General features: G+C 67.8%; 19 protein-coding genes. 10 read left to right on the top strand and 9 right to left on the bottom strand.

Features of this window, described 5'->3' with window-relative positions; translation table 11 throughout:
• Positions 1–159: 159 nt before the first annotated feature.
• Positions 160–1362, bottom strand: a complete 1203-nt coding sequence (gene mycP, locus TR48_RS10985; protein ID WP_236652098.1) for a type VII secretion-associated serine protease mycosin — start codon at positions 1360–1362, stop codon at positions 160–162.
• Between the two features lie 1874 nt (positions 1363–3236).
• Positions 3237–3629, bottom strand: coding sequence for a DUF2563 family protein (locus TR48_RS10980; protein WP_152627907.1), 393 nt, complete (start codon positions 3627–3629; stop codon positions 3237–3239).
• A 279-nt stretch (positions 3630–3908) separates the two neighbouring features.
• Here TR48_RS10980 and TR48_RS10975 point away from each other — a divergent pair, with 279 nt between their 5' ends.
• The 3 genes from TR48_RS10975 to TR48_RS10965 are packed head-to-tail and all read left to right on the top strand — an operon-like array spanning position 3909 to position 7191.
• Positions 3909–4340 carry a WXG100 family type VII secretion target gene (locus TR48_RS10975; RefSeq protein WP_042365856.1) on the top strand — a complete coding sequence of 144 codons (432 nt, stop codon included), beginning with the start codon at positions 3909–3911 and terminating at the stop codon, positions 4338–4340.
• A gap of 20 nt (positions 4341–4360) precedes the next feature.
• Entirely contained in the window at positions 4361–6532 is a 2172-nt protein-coding gene (locus TR48_RS10970; RefSeq protein ID WP_152627906.1) for a DUF6571 family protein, read from the top strand.
• Positions 6533–6543: 11 nt separating this feature from the next.
• A complete protein-coding gene (locus tag TR48_RS10965; protein ID WP_042365854.1) occupies positions 6544–7191 on the top strand; it encodes a hypothetical protein in 648 nt (215 codons plus the stop codon).
• A gap of 96 nt (positions 7192–7287) precedes the next feature.
• Here TR48_RS10965 and TR48_RS10960 read toward each other — a convergent pair whose 3' ends face one another.
• Both TR48_RS10960 and TR48_RS40260 read right to left on the bottom strand, forming a co-directional pair.
• Positions 7288–7656 carry a hypothetical protein gene (locus TR48_RS10960; RefSeq protein ID WP_042365853.1) on the bottom strand — a complete coding sequence of 123 codons (369 nt, stop codon included), beginning with the start codon at positions 7654–7656 and terminating at the stop codon, positions 7288–7290.
• Positions 7657–7674: 18 nt separating this feature from the next.
• A complete protein-coding gene (locus TR48_RS40260) occupies positions 7675–8046 on the bottom strand; it encodes a M48 metallopeptidase family protein (RefSeq protein ID WP_236652097.1) in 372 nt (123 codons plus the stop codon).
• A gap of 173 nt (positions 8047–8219) precedes the next feature.
• On the opposite strand from TR48_RS40260, the gene TR48_RS10955 reads away from it, so the two are divergent.
• Entirely contained in the window at positions 8220–8534 is a 315-nt protein-coding gene (locus tag TR48_RS10955; protein ID WP_152627905.1) for a hypothetical protein, read from the top strand.
• Positions 8535–8980: 446 nt separating this feature from the next.
• Positions 8981–9637, top strand: coding sequence for a hypothetical protein (locus tag TR48_RS10950; RefSeq protein WP_042365851.1), 657 nt, complete (start codon positions 8981–8983; stop codon positions 9635–9637).
• 139 nt (positions 9638–9776) lie between these two features.
• Here the strand turns inward: TR48_RS10950 and TR48_RS10945 are convergent, their stop codons facing one another.
• The gene (locus tag TR48_RS10945) at positions 9777–10442 is read right to left on the bottom strand and encodes a hypothetical protein (RefSeq protein ID WP_042365850.1); all 666 of its coding nucleotides are present in this window, start codon (positions 10440–10442) and stop codon (positions 9777–9779) included.
• Between the two features lie 281 nt (positions 10443–10723).
• Between TR48_RS10945 and TR48_RS10940 the strand changes: the two genes are divergently transcribed.
• Positions 10724–10921 carry a hypothetical protein gene (locus tag TR48_RS10940; RefSeq protein ID WP_042365849.1) on the top strand — a complete coding sequence of 66 codons (198 nt, stop codon included), beginning with the start codon at positions 10724–10726 and terminating at the stop codon, positions 10919–10921.
• Between the two features lie 99 nt (positions 10922–11020).
• Here the strand turns inward: TR48_RS10940 and TR48_RS10935 are convergent, their stop codons facing one another.
• The gene (locus tag TR48_RS10935) at positions 11021–11884 is read right to left on the bottom strand and encodes a YwqG family protein (RefSeq protein WP_042365898.1); all 864 of its coding nucleotides are present in this window, start codon (positions 11882–11884) and stop codon (positions 11021–11023) included.
• Between the two features lie 99 nt (positions 11885–11983).
• On the opposite strand from TR48_RS10935, the gene TR48_RS38755 reads away from it, so the two are divergent.
• Positions 11984–13117, top strand: a complete 1134-nt coding sequence (locus TR48_RS38755; protein WP_236652096.1) for a hypothetical protein — start codon at positions 11984–11986, stop codon at positions 13115–13117.
• A gap of 244 nt (positions 13118–13361) precedes the next feature.
• On the top strand, positions 13362–13847 hold the full coding sequence (locus TR48_RS10925) for a DUF4265 domain-containing protein (protein ID WP_042365848.1): 486 nt from the start codon (positions 13362–13364) through the stop codon (positions 13845–13847).
• Between the two features lie 49 nt (positions 13848–13896).
• On the opposite strand, the gene TR48_RS10920 is transcribed toward TR48_RS10925, so the two are convergent.
• Both TR48_RS10920 and TR48_RS46790 read right to left on the bottom strand, forming a co-directional pair.
• Positions 13897–14391 carry a hypothetical protein gene (locus TR48_RS10920; protein ID WP_042365847.1) on the bottom strand — a complete coding sequence of 165 codons (495 nt, stop codon included), beginning with the start codon at positions 14389–14391 and terminating at the stop codon, positions 13897–13899.
• Positions 14392–14501: 110 nt separating this feature from the next.
• Positions 14502–14762 (bottom strand): hypothetical protein, encoded by a 261-nt coding sequence (locus tag TR48_RS46790; protein WP_439654462.1) that lies wholly within the window; start codon positions 14760–14762, stop codon positions 14502–14504.
• Between the two features lie 247 nt (positions 14763–15009).
• Between TR48_RS46790 and TR48_RS10910 the strand changes: the two genes are divergently transcribed.
• Positions 15010–15876 carry a DUF6928 family protein gene (locus tag TR48_RS10910; protein ID WP_439654461.1) on the top strand — a complete coding sequence of 289 codons (867 nt, stop codon included), beginning with the start codon at positions 15010–15012 and terminating at the stop codon, positions 15874–15876.
• Positions 15877–15909: 33 nt separating this feature from the next.
• Positions 15910–16545: a hypothetical protein gene (locus tag TR48_RS43080; RefSeq protein ID WP_042365844.1), complete on the top strand. Its 636-nt coding sequence runs from the start codon at positions 15910–15912 to the stop codon at positions 16543–16545.
• 27 nt (positions 16546–16572) lie between these two features.
• Here TR48_RS43080 and TR48_RS45390 read toward each other — a convergent pair whose 3' ends face one another.
• Complete coding sequence (locus TR48_RS45390; RefSeq protein ID WP_063770963.1) at positions 16573–17877, bottom strand: ADP-ribosylglycohydrolase family protein; 1305 nt, start codon at positions 17875–17877, stop codon at positions 16573–16575.
• Between the last annotated feature and the right edge of the window lie 141 nt (positions 17878–18018).

Below are 18018 nucleotides of genomic sequence, written 5' to 3'. Positions count from 1 at the left end.
ATGCGGCGTTGTGCGTCCACTCCTGGTTTGGCGGGCCGCCTTGCACGTTCGGCAGGTGGTAGCACGGCGGAGGCTCACTGGGACCGCCCGTGCTGGGCGGCTCGGGCACAGCCGTCGCCCCATGCGGGCGCCTGGGCCGTACCGTGTTCCCGCCCTGTCCTATTCGCCAGCCGAACCGCGGGCCTGGACACCATCGCTAACACGACGGCGCAGAGCGAGGACGGCACCGGCGATCACAGCGAGCAGTGCGACGCCCCCGAGTCCGGCGTACAGCAGTCCGTTCCCGCCGCCTTTCGGGTCGTGTGCCGCGGTGGCGGGGGCCGGGCTGGCGATGGCGCCGTGTGTGGACGGCGACGCCGCCGGGCTCGCCGAGCCGGATACCGCTGCGGCGAGGAGAGGGTTTACGTCCGCCGGCCCGGGGTCTCCGGGGTTCGTCAGGGCGATACGGGGTCGAACGACGCCCCAGCCGAAGTGGGGGTCCCACTTGCCTTGACCGTCAGCGGTGTTGATGAGGACCCGAATGATCTGGTCGGCGGTCCAGTTCCGGTGGATGGACCAGACCAGCGCGGCCGAGGCCGACACGAGTGCCGTGGAGTCACTCGTGCCGTGGCTCGTGCAGTAGCCGGTTGGGCTGGTACATGCGTCGGCCATGTTGTCCCCGGGGGCGGCAAGGGCAACCTGCGATCCGTATTCGGACTCTGCCGTTGGCTTGATGTTCTGGTCGACTGCCGCCACTCCCAGCACGCCAGGGTAGGCGCCCGGGTAGTCGACCGGATTTCCGATGTTCCCCTCGTTGCCAACGGCCGCCACGATGAGCTTGCCCTTGGACTCGGCGTAGGCGATGGCCTGACGAACGCTGGCGACGTCCTCTTCCTGCCCCTGGGACAAGTTGATGATCTGTGCGTCGCTGTCGGCTGCGTACCTGACCGCTGCGGCCAGTTGCGCCGAGTACGTCGTGGCGGCGTCTGCTTCGCTCGCCCCGGTCCTCCAGATCCGCAGGGGCAGGATCTTGACGCCGGGGGCGAGGCCGATGACTCCCTGCCCGTTGTAGGCCTTCCCTGTGCCGGCAATCAGGGAGGCCATGGAGGTGCCGTGGCCGTCGGCGTCGGTCTGCGCTCCGCCAGGCAGCGTGGAGAAGTTCTTGCCCGTCAGCACCTGGCCGACTAGGTCGGGGTGGTCGGCCTTGACGCCGCTGTCGATCACGGCCACGGTGATGCCCGCGCCCTTGGTCTGTTGCCACATCTGTGTGGCATGCATCGGTGCTAGCCACCACTCCCCGGCACTGACCGAGTCCCCGAACGCGGGCTGGACCGCCGTGCCCAGCCCGAGCGTCAGCGCAGTGGCCGAAGCCAGAGTGGCCACCCATCGCCGTGCCATCAAACCCCTGCTCTCCTTCTTGGCGGACCGCATACCTGTCGCGGGCTTACTCAATCACGGCCGGATTGGTGGTCGACTCTGACGTCCAGACGTCCTCGTTCTCCGCGTAATAGGCACCTCGACGCCCCCGGGAACGACCGCGGCTGGGGCCGAGGCCGCCCATCATCGGCCCGCCAGCCGTGGCACTAGCCGCTGTTTCTCCTGCACCGGCACGGACATCTGCCCGGCCCTCGGCGGCCAGTTCCGGCCGCTCGGTGGACGCTCGAGCAGCATCCCCACCATTTGCCTCCGCAGCACCGCCCCTACCGCGGGCTCCTGTGCCCCCGCCAGCAGGGAGCACGGCTGGATTCCCCGTCGAATCCGTCGCCCAGGTCTTCGCATCCTCGGTGTAGTAGGGAGCGCGCCGTGACCGGCCACGACCCCGGCCACCGGCATGGCCGAGGCCGCCCATGCCGCCACCCATCATCGGGCCGCCGACACCCCGGCCAGCTGGCTCTGCGGCACCGGCGCGGACGCCTACGGCCTCCTCAGCGGGGAGGCCAGAGCGGGCCGTGGACGACGACCCGGGGACACCCGCACCTGCCGCCTCCCCAGGAGCACCCCCACCACCGACCCCGCCGCCCTCCCCGGTGGGGAGTGCCGAACGCGCTGCGACCGAACCGCCAGTGCCTTCCGTACCGGAGACCCCCGCCTTGCTCTCGACGGATCCATGCTGCCCGGCCCTCGTCCCGCCCAGTCCGCCCCGGCTCGTGCCGCCACCGGCCCCCGGCTCGCCCGGGTGGTCCCCGGGCTGAGGCTCACCCTTCCCGGTGCCCCCGCGGCGAGTGCTGCCACCCCCTGCGGGAGGAGTGAGCACTCCGGTTCCGGCGCCGGGAGGCAGGGTTCCGCCACCCGTACCACTGTGGCCCTGGCCAGTGGTCGACCCGGCAGATGCCCCGGGAGTCTTGACCGGTCCGGGACCCGCGGTTGGCCTGTGCGCGCCCTGGAGTGTCGCCGTCCCGCCGGACTGGCCGGGTGGAGGGGGTGCCTGATGAACGCTCTTTCCCCGAGCCGACTGACGTCCAACGCTGCCACCACCACCGCCACTGGATGGGCCAGCGATCCCTCCACCACCACTGGAACTGGTGCTACCAGTGGGTCCAGAACGGGTGGTTGAGCTGGCTCGTCCCCCTCCGCGTGGGGGCATCATCCCGGCCGGCGGCGGGGGGAACTGCGGTTCGGCGTTGATGTCCATCGTCTGCGTCGCACCGTTGTATGCCCCGCCCAGCTTCTCCATCTGAGTGACGGCTTCCTGGTGCGCGGCGTCGACACGGGCCTGCGCCGCGTACGCGTCCGACTGCGAAATCTGCCCCGGCTTGGACGGGAGGCACGACGACGGCGGCTGAACCCGGCCCTTGATCACCGTGGGCGCACCGCTGGGGACCTTGCAGCTCTCCTGCTGGACGTAGTTCTGCACGAGGCTGATGTCCGCGGTCGGCACCGGCGGCATGCCGGCCTTCACGGAGGAGAGCGTGTCACCCGCCGTCTGGACCGCGAGCCCGGCGTTGTTGTGGAAGATCGCAAGGTCATCAACGGCCTGAACGACCTGGCGTCCCCAACTGCGGAAAGAGTCCGCTGCCGTTCCCTCCCACTGGAGCTGATTGAGGTGGGTGTTGAGATCATCGGCGATCGACTGGATCTGCGTACTCGCCGCGTTCAGCGTGTTCGCGATCGACGAGATGCTCGCGGGCGACGACCCGTTGACCATGTCGAACAGTTGGGCATGGGAGTACTGCTCGAAGTTGGTAGTCGGGCTCCAGCCGCCCCCACCGTCGCTGGTCCTCATCCACTGTCCCCCCTCTTCTTCATCCGTCGCTTCGTCACAGCGCGCCGCTCCGCGGGTCCCCGGAGCTGGTGGACTTGCCACCATCGGCCTGGGAACTCGTCGACGCCGGCCCGGCAGCGGCTGTCTCCTGGTCGTGGATGGCCCACAGCCGGGCGATCTCCTGCGCGTCCACGTTCTCGTAGCCGAGGCGCGCGACGTCGATGCTGATCGTCATGGCGTCGATGGCATGACTTAGCTCCTGGGACAGCTGAACCAGCTTCACGTGGGTCTCCTGGTAGCGGGAGACCATCGCGTTCACCTCGGCAAAGCCGGCGCCGGGATGACCGGGAGCCATCACCTGGGCGCTGATGCTCTGCGTGGAACCCGCGCCCCCGTCCAGACTTGTGAGCAGCCCGTTCACCCGGTCACGGAAGGCTTTGAGCGTCACGACTTCGACCGCGAACTGCGCGGCCGTAGGGCTCGTCCCACCCCCGGCTGCCTCATCCAACACCGCGTACCCCGCTCCCCGTTGCGGCTAAATGTGCATATGACTGTACACAGGACAACCGACGGATCGTCACACTAGTTGCCAGGTTCACATCACAAATGAGCGGTTCGGTGACTAGAGTTGTCCGGGTGCTGCGTGCACAGCCGAAAGGTCGTGACACGGCCGGCCTGGTACGGTCGCCCTCTGGATCGGCGACGTGGCGAAGCGACGGGGGGCTTCATGGGGGACAAGAGTCTCGAACGTGCGATCAATCCCTGGATGTTCGACAAGTCCGGAAACCTCACATCAGCTGCCCAGCAGCAGTTCCCGGACTCCACCAGAACTCCCGCGGCGATCACCACCAGCTCTGTGGGCCCGGGCGTCCTCCAAATGGACGTCACGATCCTCAGGGCCTGCGGCGACCGAGCGAACGCGCTCAGCAGCCAGGTGACCACCGAACTGGGGGCCCCTCAGCTCGACGTCACAGACGCAGTCACCTCCCTCATCGGTCTCGACTCCAGTGGCGCGCTCAACACGGCATGGAGCATGTGGCAACAGCAGTACCAAAACCTCTCCACGACGCTGAACTCGATCGGCCAGAACCTGATCGAAGGCGCCTCCAGCACCAGCGAGACCGACCACCACAACGCCGGACGCTTCCGGCCCGAGTGACGACGGGGGACAACGCTGTGGTGACCTACGATCAGCTTGCCTACCTCAAGCTGGACCAGCTCGATGCCGCTGCCTCGTCCTTCGAGAAGCTCGTGCGCGGCTGGGATCTGGAATCGGAGTACGAGAGTCAGGTCATACGCCCGCTCGCCGGCTCCAACTGGACCGGCCCGTCAGCCGATGCAGCCGCAGGCACACTGACCCAGACACGCACCCAGATAACCGACGCTTTCGACGAGGCGAGCTCCCTGGCACGCGTCCTGCGCGACCTGCACGACCAACTGACGGCTGCACAGAGGATCCTTCGGCAGGTGGTCTCCGATGCGGAGTCGCAGGGCCTGACGGTAGACGACGGCGGCGCGGTGCACTGGCCCCCGCCGAAGACGCAAGCGGATCGCCACGACCCCGACTACGCCAGCTCCTACTCGGAGCTGGCCTCGGGCATAGCCGACCGCCTCACCGCTGTGCTTCAGACGGCGACCGAAGCCGACAGCGCGGCGGCCGCGGCCTTCGCTGCCGACACCGGATCCTCCACCACCTCCTTCAGCGCCAAGCCCGTCGGCGGCATGTCCGAACAGGAGGCGGCGCAGGCCGCGGCCCTTGCCAAGGAGGGCGGGTTCATGTCCGACGCCCAGCTCAGCCAGCTCGACGCGCTGATGAAGGCACACGCGAACGACCCGCGGTTCGCCACGGCCCTCTACCAGAATCTCGGCCCACAGGAGTCCCTGCTCTTCTTCGGTCAGCTCTCCTGGGGCAGCGCCGGCAACGGCGCGAGGAACGACCCAGCCCGCCTTGCCCTCCTCAAAACGCTCCAGGCCCAAATGGGCACGTCTCTGGCCGCAGCCACCAATCTCGGCAACTGGCCGCACCTCGACCAGGCCTGGGTGACGGGCCTGCAGAAGGCCGGCAACCAGCAGATGCAGCTGGACATGAACAACCCGAACGACCCGCAGAGCAAGGTCTACGGCTACCAGCTCCTCAGCAGTTACCTGCGTACGGGCAGCTACGACTCACACTTCCTGGTGCCGATCGCCCAGGACATCACCAACCTGTCCAAGGCCGATCCGACCCGCTGGATCAACCAGTCATTGCAGGGCACCAACAACCGGATCAACTTCCTCGACGCATCGGCGGGCTACAACCCGATGACGGGCGTCCTCCAGGGCCTCGGACACAGTCCGGATGCCGCAACGCAGTTCCTTCACACACCCGGCAACCTGGACTACCTGACGAGCGTCGACAACAAGAACGTCATGCTCTTCACGGACTGTACGGGCGTCGGTCCCGACTCGTACAAGGCGGCGCACGCCGCCCAGATCAACGCGCTCGGCGACGCACTGCAGGCGGCCACGACCGGCATCGCGTACGACGCTCCGAGCGGGACGCCGCTGCCGCAGCACACGCAGGCCATGTCGGACATCGCCGGCCAGGTACTGGACAAGTTCGGTGCGCATCCGGAGTGGCTGAGCGGCGAGAACGGAAATGCGTACTTCCCCCAGTTGAACACGAGCGTGAGTCACATCGCTGCCTCGTACATCGGCGATCTGGATAGGGCCCTCAACGGAACCTCTACACACATCCCGACATACGGTGTCTCCGCCCAGGTCGACTCAGGTCATGCCGCCGCTCTCCTACATGCCCTGGGGCGGGACCCAGACGCCTACGGTGCCGTTCTGCAGGCCCAGAACGCCTACACCGCCGTGCAGTTGCAAAACTGTGCCAAGGCTAACCCGCATAACGCAGCCGAGTTGGCCAATATCGCCGAGCACGGAGCAATGGCTAACGGAATCCTGTCTCAGGCAAGGGTGCAGGAGCTCCAGCAGAACAGCGCCGCGACGGACGCGCAGTACAACGCCGCCATCGACCGCAACACCGGGATCGCCAACACCGTGTGGTCCATGACTGGAGGGACGCTGGCGGGGCGCGTACCCGTTGTCGGCGGATACATCAACAGCGGCGTCTCCGGCTACATCAACGCCATGGGTGCCAGCTTTCATCAGGATCACACCCTGCAGGCCATCCAGGGCAGCTACTCGACTGATATGTCTGCCTTGCACAAGACCCAGGACGCGGCCCGACAGGCAGTCCTCCACGCGCTGGGCCCCGGCGCGGTCGACGCAGCCGACTCTGCAGCCACCGGCGCCGAGAACGGCTACACGGCCGGTGCCGGCTTCGGAACGCGGGCTCAGGGATAGAGGAGCAGGCGATGAGCAAATCCGGAAAGCGCGCCGGAATCGTGGCAACGGTTGTGGTGCTCGCAGCAGGCGCCGTGGTCGTGGGTGTTTGGAAGCCGTGGCACACGGCGAGCGTCACCCTGCCGCAGAGTGCCTGTTGGGGCATCCTCGGCCCGGACGACATCCGGCCGCTCGAGGGCACAGACGGGACAGCCACGGCTGTGAGCCTGACCGACAGCATGGTCGCGCCACCTCTGAAATCGCCAAATGGTCACATGGATGGCATCTATGCGTGCGAAGTGAAGTGGCAGGGCGCGGCAATAGCGGAGGCTGGGGTCTCGGGCGCGGGCGACGACGCCATCACCACTGCCAAGAGCCAGGGAGATCCCCTTCAGGCGATCCCGCTGGCCCCTGGGGTCTTGCTGGCACCCAACGGCGACGCAGTGAACATCTACTTCCGCTGCGAGGGAATTCAAGGCGGGTGGACCTACGGGGATGCCCATGCTGGTGCCATGCACGGCGGTGTCAATCAGACCAGCTTCGGCACGGAGAGCGAGCGCAATGCCTACGCCAACATCGCACTCAAGATTGCCAAGGCCGCAGCGGCTCAGATTCCCTGTACAAATCACCCGGCCTTCCCATCTTCGGCGCCGGCACTGAAGATGTACAAGCCGTTCTGACTCAAGATGACGCGAGCAGAGAACGATTCGGTCAGGCCGAGGTGCTTGCGTTGATGGCCCGCCACTACGTAAGGCGCCGGTCGAGATCTCCACGAGCTACGTGCGCTGGTCCACGGTCGCCAGCACCCCGGCGGCGACCACATCAACGAGCCTTGGCCGGATGGGACGGTCACCCAACTCGCGTCGCTCGGTGTCGTGGTAGTTCGAGTCGAGGAATCGCTCAGCGCCGGCATGCCGACCGAATAGGAGGCGGAGACGCTGCTGATCGGCGCTGGCGTGCCAGTGCTCCGGTCGTCGCGGCGCATGCTGACCAAAGGGGAGGTTGGATCCCGAATCCGGCTCCCCGGCCCGGACATCCACGAAAAAGCCAGCTACTGTGTCCGCGAAGGCCCGCATGAGCACGACGTCCTCGGCGTTACCTGCGTAGGAGATGATCCTGAAATCAGGCGGTCCGTAACGCGCCACGAAGCCTCCCTTGTGAAGTCAGTCTGTGTGTTCCGGGAGCCAGATGCTGGCTCCCCAGCCCTCCAGATCGCTGCGCCGTGCCTCAAAGTCTGGGAGTCCGCGTGCGACGCAACGCCAGAATTCCGGTGAGTGGTTCGGCACATGAAGGTGCGCGAGCTCGTGCACCAATACATAGTCGATCAAGATGGGTGGCAGCTGCATGACGGCCCAGTGCAGGTTGAGAGCGCCACGCTCGGAGCACGAACCCCATCGATATCCAAGCGAGCGGACCTGCAAGGGGGCCGTTGGGGCCGCGAGCAGAGCGCTCCAACGTGAAACGCGTGGTGGGAGCCAACGCTGATGAGGACGGTCGAATTTGACCGGGGATGCTGGTCGCCTCAGTTCGTCCAAAGGGCAACGAAGTGGAGAATCTAGGGAGCGGGCAGCGACCGTGTTAGGGCCCGGCGACCGAAGGTCGCCGGGCCCTGGTGATCCTTGACGGGGCAGGTTGGGCCCCGCCGCGCCATTGTCAGACCCGGATGGGAGGCTGCGTGCGGTCCCGTGTCCGTGGAGAGGCGGCTGGTGTGTGGAACGAGGGGGACGTCTGGCAGCTGCGCCGGGCGGAAGAGGTCGTCGGCGAGATCGTCATCCAGGAGGGCGACTTCCCCTGGCTGTCCGGGCGCTTCGTTCCGGCGGGGGGATTTGCCGACGTGAAACCGCTGTTCGACCGGGAACTCGCACTTGTCGAAGAGGAAGACCTCGACGAGTGGGATGCGGTGTTCAGCGAGATCAGAGAGACGTTCCAGTTGGTTGCCCCCGCTGGCCCGGTCGCGGAGTTCTTGCTGCATATCGACGGCGAGCGAGCTTGGTTCCGCTGGAGCGACGAGCCGTTCGAGTGACCACCGACCTGCGGGTCATGGGGTCCGCCGCAGTGGAACGACGTCGATGCGGTGACGGGCCTGGTCGGCCGGACGGCTTCCCGGGTGGCCAGCAGCGCGACGATCGTGATCGGCTGCTGACAGTGCGGGCAGTTCCGGGTCGCGGTCGGCTCCAGTGGGTCCCGGGCCGGCACCGGCTGCCGTGTGCTCGCGCGGCCCGGTTGAGGCAACTCGATCCGGGCCGGCAACGCTGCTGACCACCCAGGCAGGCGACCTGCAGCTGAAGCTGCCCAAGCTCCGCTCCGGCAGCTAACTCGCGGTCGCGGGGCCGGGCCCGTCATCGTGCGACTGGTGGCGGTGGGACGCCCGCGGTCGCGAGCGCCGAACAGCAGCAGACCCGCATCTGCGACACTGCCGGGCAAAAGCATGCGCCGCTGCTCACCGACCACATGCTCTGGGGGACGCTCATGGGCACGTTCGAACGCACCAACCTTTTCTACGGCGTCGACCACGAGCAGGTCTACGCCGCCCTGGAGGAGTTCTGGCACCAGGAGGAGCACACGCTCCAGGCGGTTAACATCAACGACGTCAACCGCGACGCCTACGCCCTGCAGGAGCAGCGCGACGACTGGACCGTGCTGAAATGGACCCGTGGTTGGGAGTGGGACCTGCGCCGACGCGCCCAACTCCATGTCTCGCGCACGCTCGACTGCCCCGGGCTTCTGGTCTTCATCTACGACGACGACTTCTGGGGCTGCGAGCTGTTCGACCGCGGCACGGTGATCGACCAGTTCCAGCAGGAGACCTACGTCAGGGGTTCGTTCTTCGGCGACCTTCCGTGCCAGGGCCGCCCCGACCTTCTCCTCGCCGCGTTTCCGGCTCTGGACCTGGACCCGGAGCATGCCCGCGCCTATCTGACCCACTACAGCATCGACGACCCCGCTTACGAGGACATCGACTGGGAGAACGAGCACGATCCCCGCAACCAGCCCGTCCGCCCGGGTGACGGGTTCGGCCGCCTTGAAGGAGGCGTCTACTGGGCCTTCAAGAACTTCCTCGGTGCCAGCGGCGGACCGGTCTGGCGGAGGTTCACCACCGACCCGCAGGCACCACCCACAAACTGACCGTCCCGGACACCCGGAGAGACTGGGCGCCACAAGCGCCCGTGGTCGGGGCGGCGGCGGGCGACCTACTGTCAGCGCCCAGAAATCAGCAGGACCGCCCCGCCGCATGCTCCCCGATTCGAGAGCGAGCACGTGACAACTACGCGAAAAGGCAAGCGGGTCGACGCCGCAGGCCCTCCGGAGTGAACGTGAAGGCGGTGGAGAACGGTGCGTCACCACGGCGGACCGCCAGCAGCAGTGGCTGTTCGTACGCCGGCGGCCACGAGGACTGGGCTTCCGGTTCAGAGCCGTTCCACAGGTGGAGGAACAGCATGGGATCGGACGGCTCCCCCGTCGCGTAGCCGAGCGTCTTGGAGTAGAGGGGGTTGCTCCCCCCGAACACGATGGAGGGTGGGCCGAAGGTCGACGTCACGTCCTCCCAGACGCGGTCCCGGCTGGCCCAGGAGTCGATGACATCGAGCATCGAGCCGTACTCGTCATCATCCAGTACCCGGTCGAGGCGCAGCCACCCTTGCCGCTGCGCGATCTCGGCGTAGACAGACGCGACGGCGTGGCCCTGATCGGCAGGGAGGAACTTCCTGAACGCGCCCTGCACTCCAGAAGAGGTCACCGCGTCACGGCTTCCCAGTTCGTCGTGGAGCACCTCGCCCCAGTCACCTTGGCGGCGTTCAGCGAACAGAAGCAGGTCAAGGACTAGCGTGAGATGGATCTCGCCACCCCGCACACCGGACCTCCGGAGGGCCTGATTGAGGCCGTCGACGAGGTAAGCGTGGATCTCATGGGCAGAGGCGAGTTCCGTAGTCACCGCACCAGTCTCCCGCGTCGCAAGGGGAAGATCATCCGAATCCGGAACATCACCATCTTCCCGGCGTTGACCGCAGGTCTGCTTCCCCTCGCCACCCGCCGCCGCTCTCCCTGACCAGCCCGACGCGCGAGACGCCACCAGTCGAAGGGTGGGGAACCAACTCCAGCGGGTCTGACCTAACCGCCAGCACCATCTGGGGAGAATCAGGCAGCGTCATCAACGCCGTCCACGCTCGGTGCACCAGGCGGTCCACCGGCGCGGAATTGCGCCCGCGTCTCCCCATGCCCGCCAGCGGCCAACTCAGCGGCCCGGCCATCCAGCCTCCTCCCGCGGCGCCCAACGCCTTGACCGCCTTGAACCTCGACGACCTGACAGCCACGCGCGATCCCGCGTTCCTCAAGAATCTGACCGCAGAGGCCAACCTCGCCAACAGCTACGGTGCCGCCCTCGCGAACCTGCTGGGCGGGACCGACAGCTGAGCCAGCACCGGCTTGCCTCCCCGGGTGTCACTTCCCGCTCTCTGGCCACCTGACGAAGCCCAGTGCCATCCGCGCGGGAAATGGGGCATGAAATCGAGATCAGCAGCACTGCCAGGTGAGCCTGGCTTCCTCGAATCGGCGGGCGGCGAGGTCTTCTGGGCGGATGAGCCAGTAGAGGGTGCCGCAGTCGCCCCACATCATGTTGGCGTCCGCGTCGGTGTCGATCTGGGCGAGCAGGATCCACCGTTGTGCTTCCTCGTCCAGTCTCGGATCGGTCCACTGGGTCTTCGGCCCGAGGATGGCGTGGGCGATCTCGTACTCGACGGGGCCCTGCACCGGGCGGGCATGGCCGCCGACCTGGTGGCCGATGCTGTTGTTGCCGCTGTAGACGGCGTCCATAAACGTTTTGACGTGGGGCGGGATCTCGCGGGGATCCAGCGGTACGTCGCCGTCGGTCAGGGCGTCCAGGGAGCGGGGATGCCACGGGTCCGGGACGCTGCATCGCGCGGCCGCGGTCAGGTCGACGCGCGGGTAGGGCTCCAGCCCGGCCGGGGTGGCAGCCGCAGCGGTCTCCGTACCGGCGGGGACGTAGAGGACGCGGGCGCCCGCCCAGGTCTCGGGGTCGGCCACCCAGACCATGGCGTTCCCGTCGTCTATCTGACCGTCGAAGAAGAACAGCAGCAGGGTGCCGTCCTCGGGGAAGGCGGGATGCACTCCGTTGCGGGGCAGAGCCGCGCAGTCGATGGAGGCGATGAACGACAGTGGGCCGTGGTCCGGCCACTCCGGCCACGGCATGCCTGCGGGCAGCAGCGGCTCGCCGCCCAACTGCGCCGCCGTCGGTTCGGTACCCGAAGCCTTCCGCAGGCGGACGCACTGCCGAAGGAGCGCCGTCCACCGCGCGGCTGCGTCGGGCGGCAGGTGCTCGGCGGCCAAAGCCTCGTACGACTCAAGAGATGCGGTCACGGCGCTGATGATGCCGGACAGCACCGACAGCCACCGACCTCGGGAGCGCCGCGATATTGATCGTTCTGCGGAGCTGGCGGGCATCTATGCTCATCGCTCATGGCTGACCCACGATCGACCGCCTCGATGTCCTACGAGCGGGCAGGAGTCCTCCTGTCCCGCCTGCCGACGCGCATCGACCTCGGCCTGAGCGACTCGGAGATCACCGCCGTCGAGGAACGATTCGGTTTCCGCTTTGCCGATGATCACCGGGTCTTTCTCCAGGCTGGTCTTCCTGTGGGGAGGGGCTGGCCGGACTGGCGCAACGGGGACCCGAAGGACCTTCAGGGTCGCCTCGACTGGCCCCGCGAGGGAGTCCTCTTCGACGTCGGCCACGGCTTCTGGTACAGGGGGTGGGGCGTGCGCCCGCAGGACCGGCAGGAGGCGCTCGCTGTCGCTGACGCCAGGCTGCGCGAAGCGCCGCAGCTCGTGCCGGTGTTCTCGCACCGATACCTGCCGGGAATCGCCGGCGTTACGGGCCTCCCGGTGCTGTCCGTCTACCAGAGCGACATCATCTGCTACGGAAACGACCTGACCGACTACCTGCACCACGAGTTCGGCGGACCGGCGCACGATTCGCCTTGTGCCCGGCTCCATGTGCCGTTCTGGTCGCACTTCCTGAACTCCTCTGACGTCACGGCCGAAGATCTCGCCGGCACACCGGTGGACCCTTACGCCACCGACGCTGAGGAAGCCGTCGAGCATCTGCGCATGCTGGCCATCGAGCAGCACCTGCGACGAGACGTCGGGGCCGACCAGCTCGTCCAGGCGGCTCTGACCGCCGTCGTGCTTGGCGTCGATTCACCAGGACTACGTGCCCTTGCCGACTTGACCCGCCGCGACAGGGCCCAGGCGTTCGAGCTGTTCGCCCGGGTTGTCGCCGAACTCGACCTGGTGATCCCTGGTCAGCAAGCGGAGGCCCGGTGGGCCCTGGTGCGCTGGTGGCTTCGGCTGATCGTCGGTGGCAGCTTGAACGCGTACCGCGGAGGTCTGCTCATCTGGCACGAGGGCTGGGATCTGCTCGGCAGGCCGGACGCTCTGCAGCCCCTCATCGGCTGGACCAGCGAGTACGAGGGCTGGACCGACGCCTGGGGGATGCCGCGCGAGACTTTCACGGAGCGAATCATCACGGAGGCCAGGTCGCTGCTGGACGGTCCATGGCCGCCGACGAACGGCACGAACGAGAACGCGTAGGCGGAGCAAGATCAATCGCGGTGCTATCCCTGAATAGGCGGCGGGCACGGGTGCCGCCCCCGCCTGCCTCTATGGCCGCCCGCCCGCCGAGTCCCGATGGGGCTTGGCCGCCGACGGTCGGGTTGGGAAGTCAGCCAGAAGCCCCGGCGCATGGTCACCTCCGGCCTGCCACCCGCCAGACGCAGTCGTGATCGGCTGCGGCATCATGGCAGGCTGTCGGAGTCGGTCATGGGGGAGCATCGTCGTGCAGTTCATCGTCCACGAGGACCCGGTTGGACGCACCGCGACCAACTACATCGCTCGTGCCGACCTGGCCCCGTTCGGGTTGGACGGACAGGTCGAGCAACTCTGGCTCAAGGCGGTCAACGACGGGAGCTACGAGGTCGCCTGCATCCCGTTCTCCGTCTACGGACTCGCCCTGGGCGACACGGTGCTGCTCAACGAGCACGACTACGTAAGTGAGATCGTCAAGGCCGCCTGGCACCGCACGCTGCGCCTCTTGTTCGTTCCCGGACTGCCGCCCGCCCACCTCCGGCAAGCGGCCGAGGCAATCAGGGCCGAGGTGAACGCGGCCGGACTGTTGAGCGAGTGGAACGGTGATCGCTTCGTCGCCGTAGACGTGCCGCCGAACACCGAGCCCGCGCGCCTGTTCGCCGTCATGGAGGCCGCAGTCGATGCCGGCCATGCCTTCTGGGAATGGGCTGATGTGATGCCGTTCGTCGGGGCATGACGGTGCGAGCCGATGTGCCGCCCCTGAGGCGAGTCGAGTGGGCCAGCGGTCACAGCTGGCTGGCGATCTGTCGGGAGAGTCCTTCGAAGAACTCTTGAAGGCTGGCTGCGGCGAGGTCGAAGTGGCCGAACCACGAGGCGGTGGTCGACCTCCAGATTCGTCCCGAGCCGGCCAACGCGAACAGGTGGCCGCCGCCGTCGCTGGCAAAGACAAGCGCCGGTTCTTCCCCGTCGACTTCGATGGGCCCGTACTCGCGGAAGTGGTCCGCGACGAGCGAGGCCGGATGGACGAAATAGCCGTTCTCAACGTCGGACAGGGAGACCTCGTCGATTACCCAGTACATCGTGGTCAGGTCCGAGGGGATCGGTGTCAGTTCCACGAGTGCGTCGGTTGCTCGGTGGCTCTCCTCTGTTGCGAGCTCGACCACGTTGCTGCCGGGCTCGAATCCGTGCCGCGCCAGGAACGACTGGGTCAGTTGTGCGAGCGCCGAGTGCGTCTGCTCACACCAGACGCGGAGCCACTCGGCATCCAGGCGTTCGCCCACGGCATTCCTTTCTGTGTCCGCAGGAGGCTCACCCCCGCGCGTCCGGGAGAATCTACTGGAGGGAGTTCACGTCTCCGGTCCCGGCGGCACATTCAACGAGCGTCACCGCCTCAGGGCGCGACGAGCTGACCGCGGATCCGGTCGATGGCGTGCAGGATCTCCGTGCGGTTCTTCGCGTGCTTGATCCAGGTGGGCAGGCGGGCGAGGAGGGTCATCTTCTTGCGGGTGTCGTACCAGGGGGCCCGTTCGCGCAAGGAAGCCGCGACGTAGTCGTGGATGAGGGTGAGGTGCGCGGGGTTGTAGGCCCAGAGCCAGCCGTGCCGGGTCTCGGTCTGGAGCAGCAGCGGCAGCCCGAAGTATGGGTCAGTCATGGCGTGCCCGGTGCCGTGAGGGAAGACCAGTCGGCGGCTCGTGTGTGTCTTCGCGAGACCGCAGTGACAGCAGATCAACCGCCGGGGCGCGAAGAACGGGCGATGCCCTGGCTCAGGGGCGCCGACGACGGGGAGCACCTTTGCGTCCCGCTGGCATTGGGGACAAACCACGCTGATGTCAGCCAGGAAGTCGTAGGAGGTTTGCCGCGGATCGCGGAACCGATGCTGCGCTGAGAGGCGCGGTGTCGTGGCCACCGGGCGAGTATGGGCCGCGGCGTTCTCCGACGCACGCGAATTCCAGCGCCGAGACAGCGCGCGGTGCGGCCACGGTCATAGCCAGGCCCGCTCGGCTGCCCTATCGCGGGGCTGTCGGTCCGTCCGGATAGCCTCCAGGGGGCGTGCCGCTGACCGCCTTCGCGGGGCGCGTGAATCGGACGAGGTGGCCGCTGCCGCGTTGATCGCGCGAGCCTATCCGGGGTCCGACGTGGAACCAGCGCCCGGCGAGTCGCTCTGGGACGGTACCTATCCGTCGGACGGAACCTGTTACGCAGCGAGCTTCGACGGCGTGGCGATCGTCTGCGACCGGCGGCTCATGGAGCACAGGCCGAGCCTGATGCCTCCGCACCTGCTCGCGGCCGGGGGCGGGGATCGCGTGTTCTTCCACGTGATGCACAGCGTCTCGGACGCCCTTACGTTCGCGGTCTGGGAGGGCGGCGTGCTGGTGCGCTCGCTCAGCCTGTCCCCGGACAGCGGGATCGTCGAGAACATCGGTGCCCCGTACGAGTTCGAGGCGTCGTTCTGGGCGGGTGAACATCCGGTCGAGTCTTATCCGTGGTGGGGTGAGGACCAGCCTCCGTACCCGCTCGCGTTCCATCCCCTCGAACTGGGCGAGGAAGCGCTGCGGGCGTTCGCCGGATTCGTGCTGGAGGGCTGTCTTCTCCCGGATGACGTGGACGCTGACGCTGTTCCGCTGCACGGCTTCCGCGTGACCGACCCGGACGGCCCCGACCCCGTCCGGGTCCGAGCGGAGCTCGAACAGCGCGTCGCCGCCATGCGTTTGCGCAGCCACACGACCATCCAGTTCGGCGCGAGCCACGGCCAGGACGGTGCGTGATCGCGTGCGGCGGAGAGTAAAGGGGAGAAGGCCGTGAGCGTCACCGGATTCTGGGTGGTTGGAGTCGTGCCGGACGGCGACATTGCCCGCCTCCAGGCGGAACTTCCCGGCGCTGATTCCTACGGGCTCCGTGATCCTGAGCGCAACGGCGACCTGGAGTGGTGGAGCGAGGGGAGCGACCCGGCGTCGTTCTTCGATCCCGGGCCGCACGGACTTGTGCCCACGGAGCTGGCGTTGCGGCTGCAGGACGCCCTCGCCACACTGGGCTCCGCGGACGAGCGGCATGAGGCGGTCAAGGAAGAACTCCTCCAGCTCGTTCCTCAGGGCGAGGGCGTCGACCTGTTCTGCGTCTCGACGCGCAAGGGCGACCCCGTTGCTGCACTCCACTACGCCCTCGGCCCCGCAGCGGTGTTCCAGCTCCCGGGCTGGTACGGCGACTTCCTGCTCGATGCGGACGGCGTCCGTGCAGCCCTTCCTGCAGTGGAGGCCGCCCTCGACCTCGCACCGGGACGCCGCAGCGCCGTCGAGGAGCGCATCCGGGACTGGCTTGCCCGGATGACTGACGGAAGCGACCAGGACCTCGACGACCTGGTCGACGGCCCCCTGCGGGTGCTGCGTCACGCCGCCCGGCACGGTCTCGGCGCTGCCGGAATGACGCTCTGGTACTGACCTGACCAGGCCGGACCTGCTTGCCGATCATTCGGATTGTCGCCGCCAGTAGAGATCAGGCTGGTAGTCGGGCCAGGGCGCTGGATCGTCGGCGTCCTTGAATGAGTCTTGCTGCGGGTCGATCGGACGCCAGAGCGGGTCGAGCGGTTCGTCGGGGAGGGGACGGCGGGTGAAGCGGAGGCCGCGCTGGTCGCAGGCTCCGAAGTGCTGCACGTTGCGCTGTGCTTCGATCAGGGAGACGCGGTTGGCGCCGGTCGTGGTCGGCCGGCGTAGTTGCAGCAGGTCGTCCTCCCAGAAGCAGACCGGGCAGATCTCGTACGAGCCGCAGGGCTCGTCGTGGACGAGGTGGCCGCAGCAGGGGCAGGGATGGCGGTCGGCAATCGTGGTGGCGTGGACGGTCTCCCAGGAGTCGTGTCCGTGCAGCCAGGCGGGCAGGGTCTCGGCACGGTCGCGCCAGACCGTGGGGATGCCTTCGGTGCCGACGCGGGAGGCGACGATGCCGCCGACGATCGCGCAGGTGGTGTCGACGTCCCCGCCGGCCGAGGCGGTGGCCCAGAGGGCAGCCTCGTAGTCGGTCAGGTGCCGTGCGGCGCACCAGAGGGTGAAGGGGACGGTGTCGACGGCGCTGACCTGTCGGCCGTTTCCGAGCCGGTGGGCGGCGAGTTCGACGTAGGGCTGGTCCAGGAGTGGGTGGGCTTCGGCGATTCCGTCGCGGACGCGGCCTGGCGGGGTGAGGTCCAGTACGGTCGTGAGCAGGTCCACGCCGGTGACGGGTTGGGTGCGGCCGTGCGCGGCGCGGCTGGCTGCAACGGCGACCGCGACGGCCCCGGCGATGGCCTCGGGGTGGGTGTGGGTCACCTCGGCGGACAGGGCGGCCTGCCGGGCGGCCTGTTCCGGGTCGCCGGGGTAGCGGGCGCCGAGAGGGGCGACGCGCATCGCGGCGCCGTTGCCCCAGGAGCCCTGGCCGTCGAACAGTCCGGCTGCGAGTTCGCGCCAGGCGTCGCCCTTGCGGACCAGGCGCAGCAGGCGGTTCATCGCGGGGCCGTAGCCGCGGTCGAAGTCGTGGCGCTCGGCGAAGGAGCGCGCGAGTTCGTCCTGGTCCACCTTGCCTCGGAGCATGACGAGTTGGTGGATGGAGCAGGCCATCTCGGTGTCGTCGGTCCACGGCCAGGGCGCCTCGGGCAGTTGCTGGTCGCGCAGGGCGGGGAGGTTGTCGGGGACGAAGAACTGGGCGCCGAAGGCGTCGCCCACGGCCAGGCCGTTCAAAGCGTCGCGTGCGATTGCGGTGGGATCGGTCGGAAGGCTGTCGAAGGAGAACGAGTGGATGGCCATCGCCGCGCATCCTGCCAATCCCGACGTGGGCTGGCCACTGGTTTGAGGGGGATGAACTGCGACGGCCGGTCTGGTCCGCGCTCGGGGACCGGTGGTGACGGGCGAGTGGGTTGAGGCATGTATCCCGCTGCTGCAGATCGA

It is taken from the genome of Streptacidiphilus neutrinimicus, assembly GCF_000787815.1.
In the GTDB taxonomy this organism is placed as follows: domain Bacteria; phylum Actinomycetota; class Actinomycetes; order Streptomycetales; family Streptomycetaceae; genus Streptacidiphilus; species Streptacidiphilus neutrinimicus.
Note: the sequence above shows the minus strand (reverse complement) of the source record. Positions and strands in the feature narration are given on the sequence as shown.